The sequence below is a fragment of the Paraburkholderia franconis genome, assembly GCF_009362735.1.
Classification (GTDB): domain Bacteria; phylum Pseudomonadota; class Gammaproteobacteria; order Burkholderiales; family Burkholderiaceae; genus Paraburkholderia; species Paraburkholderia franconis.
This window is the reverse complement of the sequence record NZ_WHNP01000170.1, coordinates 1-5028: the sequence shown is the minus strand read 5'-3', so window position 1 is coordinate 5028 and position 5028 is coordinate 1. Positions and strand designations below refer to the sequence as shown.

General features: G+C 55.1%; 6 protein-coding genes. 4 read left to right on the top strand and 2 right to left on the bottom strand.

Going from position 1 to position 5028, the window contains the following annotated elements; all coding sequences use genetic code 11:
- On the top strand, positions 1 to 297 hold a 297-nt coding region (locus GCT13_RS46950), incomplete at its 5' end, for a transposase (protein ID WP_193727895.1).
- On the opposite strand, the gene GCT13_RS46945 is transcribed toward GCT13_RS46950, so the two are convergent.
- Complete coding sequence (locus GCT13_RS46945) at positions 278 to 2182, bottom strand: hypothetical protein (protein ID WP_227747399.1); 1905 nt, start codon at positions 2180 to 2182, stop codon at positions 278 to 280. The two genes, GCT13_RS46950 and GCT13_RS46945, sit on opposite strands and share 20 nt — an antisense overlap.
- A gap of 261 nt (positions 2183 to 2443) precedes the next feature.
- On the opposite strand from GCT13_RS46945, the gene GCT13_RS46940 reads away from it, so the two are divergent.
- From GCT13_RS46940 to GCT13_RS46930, 3 genes are all read left to right on the top strand, one after another.
- Positions 2444 to 3151 carry a hypothetical protein gene (locus GCT13_RS46940; RefSeq protein ID WP_152768361.1) on the top strand — a complete coding sequence of 236 codons (708 nt, stop codon included), beginning with the start codon at positions 2444 to 2446 and terminating at the stop codon, positions 3149 to 3151.
- Between the two features lie 688 nt (positions 3152 to 3839).
- Positions 3840 to 4103 (top strand): Rossmann-fold NAD(P)-binding domain-containing protein, encoded by a 264-nt coding sequence (locus GCT13_RS46935; RefSeq protein ID WP_152768360.1) that lies wholly within the window; start codon positions 3840 to 3842, stop codon positions 4101 to 4103.
- A 75-nt stretch (positions 4104 to 4178) separates the two neighbouring features.
- Positions 4179 to 4733, top strand: a complete 555-nt coding sequence (locus tag GCT13_RS46930) for a TniQ family protein (protein ID WP_193727976.1) — start codon at positions 4179 to 4181, stop codon at positions 4731 to 4733.
- A 37-nt stretch (positions 4734 to 4770) separates the two neighbouring features.
- Here the strand turns inward: GCT13_RS46930 and GCT13_RS46925 are convergent.
- Positions 4771 to 5028 (bottom strand): integrase core domain-containing protein (locus GCT13_RS46925; RefSeq protein ID WP_152760603.1); only part of this gene is annotated, 258 nt, incomplete at its 5' end.

Below are 5028 nucleotides of genomic sequence, written 5' to 3'. Positions count from 1 at the left end.
GCCCACAAGCATCCGAAGGTCAAAGCGTGGTTGGCAGCACGTCCCCGGTGGCATATGCATTTCATCCCGACTTACAGTTCGTGGCTTAACCAGGTCGAACGCTTCTTCGCTCTGATCACCGGCAAGGCCATACGCCGTGGCTCGTTTGGTTCGGTCAAGCAACTGGTTAAACGTATCGATCAATTTGTCTCCCACTACAACCAAAACTGCGAGCCATTCATGTGGACCGCTACCGCTGACTCCATCCTCGCCAAGCTACAAAGACTATGTACGCGAATTAGCGGAACGGGACACTAGCGATATGAACTTTATCCACGACGTGCAGGTCGCTTCGCTGAGCGAGAACAAGCAGCTTGGGCCGGAGTACTCGCATGGCTTGTCCGTGATGTAAAGCGGCTCGCGCGAGACCCATCAGCAACCACTGCTGGGAGTTTTGGAACGAAAGCTTTCCTTCCGTCGACGCCAACGTCGCGACTTCTCTTTGGTCGAAGCGATCAAGCAATAGGACCAGGTCGTCGTTGAGCCCCAGTTCTACAAGCGTGTTCAGCCCCCTCGCGACCGTCCAGCGGACATAGGCATCGTCCTCGCCGAGGAGATGCCAAATGACATCAGACAGGAACTCCACCTCGTTCCCCGCGATTGTTTGTTCAGGGCGGAATGGTCCCTCTCCGATCTCGTCGGCGATGCGAGCGGCCGGCCCGGAAAGTAGCAACTCCAACGCGTTGAGAGCAGCTTGGCCCGACGTTACGTCACATAGCACGGTGGCCAGTTGCAGCCATTCATCACCGTCGAGCTCCACCTCATCCGCAGCAACCTTGCGAAGGACGAGTTGCAACACGAATTGCTTGTCACCGCAGAAATCCGACAGTTGGCGGATGTCTCGGGCCACGCCGGAGAACTGACTTTCAAAGAGTTCGGCGCCCTTGCACTCAAACAGTCGTTCAACTAGCGCTTTCGCATTGGAGACAAGATGCGTGGATGAATTACGCCAGGCGGCGAAACACTCGGCGAGTATGTCTAGCGACTGAGTGAGGCTCAGTTCTACCGCGTCACAGACCGCCAACAAAAAGGTCAAACGCTTGGGGTACGGACACTCGGCACGCAATCCCTCGATGAAGCGCCGCCGAGCCGTGTAGGGAAGTTTGTCGTCCGCAGCGATCGTCTTCAGCGTCTCGTCGATCGAACTTGCGGAAGAAGGATCGCAGGTACTGACAAACGTCGCAATGACGCTTTCAATTTCCTCGTCGCTTGGCTTCTGAGTCTGAACGGTCACGAAATCTGGCGACGAGTTGTTGTGACTATTAGACTCATCTTGCTTGCGCTTAGCCTCTGCCCTGAGTCGTTCGATCTCCTCTCGCTCTTCGGTGGTGATTGCGTTTGGGTACTGATTCGCCGCCTCCAGTAAGCCCTCCCAAAGCGACGGCCAGGCACCGAACGGGTGCTCCGCGCGCAGTTTTGAGACGATCGCTAGAAAGATCCGTCTCTGGTCCGCAGGACCGGACAGTTCCAGTAGATCGGCAACTCCATCGCCGGAACGCCAGTCCCACCAGCCGTGATCTTCACAAATAGCGAGGAGGAAGGCAGCACGGCGTGGATCAAGATTTCTGTTCTTGGCGAGAAAGCATGCAAGCTGCGGCAATCCGTAGGACAGCTCTGCCACGTCGTGGTCGTACCAACGCACCAGCTTGGCTATCGCTGGAAAACCAATGGACCTGGCTGCAGCACGTGCGAACAACGTCCATCCGAACTTGCTTGGTTCGTTTCGCACAATGGTCTGGCAAAGGTTCATTAACCGTTGAGCCAGTGCGGGTTTCAGATGACCGCCTTGCTGGACGCTCGCGAAATGAAGCAGTGAGTAGATCTGCTCGTAGCTTTCTCCACCCAACTGGTCCAACTGGGCAAGACCCTGCCGGTAGTATTCACAGGCCTCATCGACGCTCATGGGCACGAGCGACGCAGCGAGATCCACGAAGAGATCGCCGCGTTGTCCAATGTTGTCATCTTGGCGGATTTGTTGTGCGACGTGCTGCGCGAATTCACCTGCAAGGTCATGGAGGGCGGACCGTTGAGCAAGCTGTCCCAGCACGCCGATCTTCTGCTGGACAGAAAACCGTTCGGATGAAATCAGGCCGATCAGTGTGTTCGCCTGGTCGGCCGATATATTCGGCGCATGGTTCAGCAAGATGCGGACGCAGCCGAACCCAACAGTGCGAACTAGCAAATCGGCTGCGTTTTCAGATCTCCAGTGCGTGTCCTCGCGTACGCGACCTTGACGCTATCGGAGATGCAGAGAAACGCGATGCGCTCGGGTATGCTCGATCAACCTGCCGGCAGATGTTCACGAAGAAGCGCATGCGGCTGGAGTGGGGAGCGCGTCACAAGGTTTCGATATTGCGAAGACTGCCTGCTGGAGTGGAGAGCGAAGGGAATCCCCGCCCATTGGATGGTGGATCATCAGCTTCCGGGCGTGTATGTCTGTTACGCGCATTCCCGCATGCTGATAATGACGAACCCGGGTGTTCCTGACAATCTCACGGACCCGACGGTGATGGCATTGAAGGGGCGTACCGATGAAGATGTTCTGACTCCGGTGTCATTTTCAGAGAGGAGCGCGATTGAGGATGTAGCTAAACGTAGCGCGCGGTACAGGATGGCGAACGATGGTCTCCCATCGGCGTCGAGCTATCGCGAACTGCTTCGGGACGCGGGGTTTGTGTGGCCTGACGGAAGGACAGACAGTCGTGCCTTTATTGCATCTGCCTTAGGACATTTTGGCCGCGAGTATTGCTGGCTGGCCGGTCTCGATTGGCAAAAAATGACCGTCTGGCTGCGAAACATCGCAGATCAAGGAAGAGGCAGGGATGCTTCGCATCCGTTTATGTTTATCGCGGCCGAGTCGTTACTGAACCGCCGCTGCGCGTCGCCCGGATCATTTGTGCCTGCGGCGCAGAACACGGTGATAGTGCCGGGAGCTGAATCGCCCGATAGTCACGGTGATGCTGCCGACAAGAACATCAGCGAACTGTCATGCGTCGGCATCCTTCATCGGAAAAATGACACCTGGAAAACATGCTCGAGAGAAGGGGCCGGATGGGAGGCTTGCATGTTCCTGCGGAGCATCGTACCGGGCGTCCGACGTGTCCTCGTCTGAAAAGGCGCAGTTGACCGTGGAGGCGTATGGAGCGCGGTATCAAAGCCTCATTTCCATGTGGCCCGCCGATGATGTCGGCGCTCGAATTCCGTCACTGGGACCCCGTACTGCAAATGCCAGGTTCCTGCGTTGGGCGCAGTACGCCGGATTTTCCAAAAGCAGGGATTTGTCAAAAGAGGCGATTCAACGTATGCGCGAGCGCTGGCGCTCGCTGGTCAAGAATGCTAGGCCGGAAAAAAGAATCACTTCGGCCTATCGTATCGATTCAAACCTGTATAGGACGTTGTGCCGATACGACCGTGATTGGTTTGTGGCGTTTAACCTGGCAAATCGGACCCGCCCCGGGCGTCCATCGCTCACCGGGCAAGGGAGCAAAATCCACGAGCCATGCGACGAGGAAAGGGACGCAACTCGTTGTTGATGAGCATCTCTGCGACGGGCAGATATCTCTGCCGTGTAAGACTGAGTTTTCGAACAGATTCTGGCGGGTGCTCGTGAAGAGATTGCTGATTTTTTTCAGGCTGACCAGGTTCGGATTGAGCGACGGGCGAGATGGGTGGGTTCAGTACTGTTGTGAGCGCCTTTAGATTGCGTCGTGATCTCCGCTAACGACTCGGGATTTAGCAAAAGCTGGTTCTTGGTAGTTGCGGGTATCCCTCACTCTATTACAGAGACAAGGAGCGATTCGATGGCCATCGCGCTGCTTCCGCTAAAGGAAGGTGAGACTCTCGGAAGTAATTTTGGACGCTATGCAGAGTTAATGGGATTGAAATCCACCTGGAGACTTCGGCGATCGCTCTTCGGCTGTGACTCCGAGCCAGGGTCGCGGCTTCCGATTGCCATTGATCATCTTGCAGAGCAGGCGCGCGATTACTGGAACCTGAGGGCAGAGGATATAATTAAAGAGCATACGGAATTCCGATACGCAACAATGATGCTTCGCAATCGGTAAAAGAAAAAAACACTTCAGGTGATGCTGGCGCCTCATGCCGGTGGGAAATTCCCGTCCCCTCTGAGAATCTTTGGATTGAAAGGCGAGCGCACCGCGACATTGCGATATTGTGAAGGGTGTCTGGCGGAATGGATTGGGAAGCATCAGACGCCCTATTGGAGGATCGATCATCAGTTAGCTGGCGTGTATTGCTGCGTGAAGCACGCGTGTATATTGAAATCGGTGAAAAGGGTGCGATCTGAACGTTATTTTGATCAAACTGTTTTGCGTTTAGTTGGCACTTCTGATGAGGTGATTCTACAACGGGTAACTCCTTCAGAACAGCGGGCTATCGAGGATATTGCTAGGAGAAGCGGCCTGCAAAGAGCGGAGGATAGGATTTGCAGGTCAACGAAGATGTATCGCGATCTGTTGAGAGAGGCAGGCTTTGTACAAAAAAATTCTCGTATTAAGCATGATGCGACGATTTCCGCTTGGTTCGATTATTTCGGGCAAGAATATTGTCATGTGACAAACATGACTGCCGGAAGAGTTTCGAAATGGCTTGATCGTCTGTCGGAACACTCTGTGCGCGCTGCGTGCCCGCACCCGTTCATGTTTATCGCGGGGGAGTCGTTTCTTGAACACTGACCTTGCCCCTGTTTCACGAATCCCATAGCCGAGGGATTTATGCGGCCGCACCTTGCTGAGCGGCGAACCAGTTCTTCTCGAACGTCATGGGGCTGACGTAATTGAGCGTCGAGTGTAGCCGATGCGCGTTATAAAAGTTGAGCCAATCAACCACTTCGTCCATTGCCGCACGTTTGGTCGAGAAGTGTCGACCGTGCAGGCGTGCAACTTTCAGCGAACCCCACAGACTTTCGGTCGGCGCGTTATCCCAGCAATCACCACGTCGACTCATGGATGAGCGCATGCCGTATGCTTT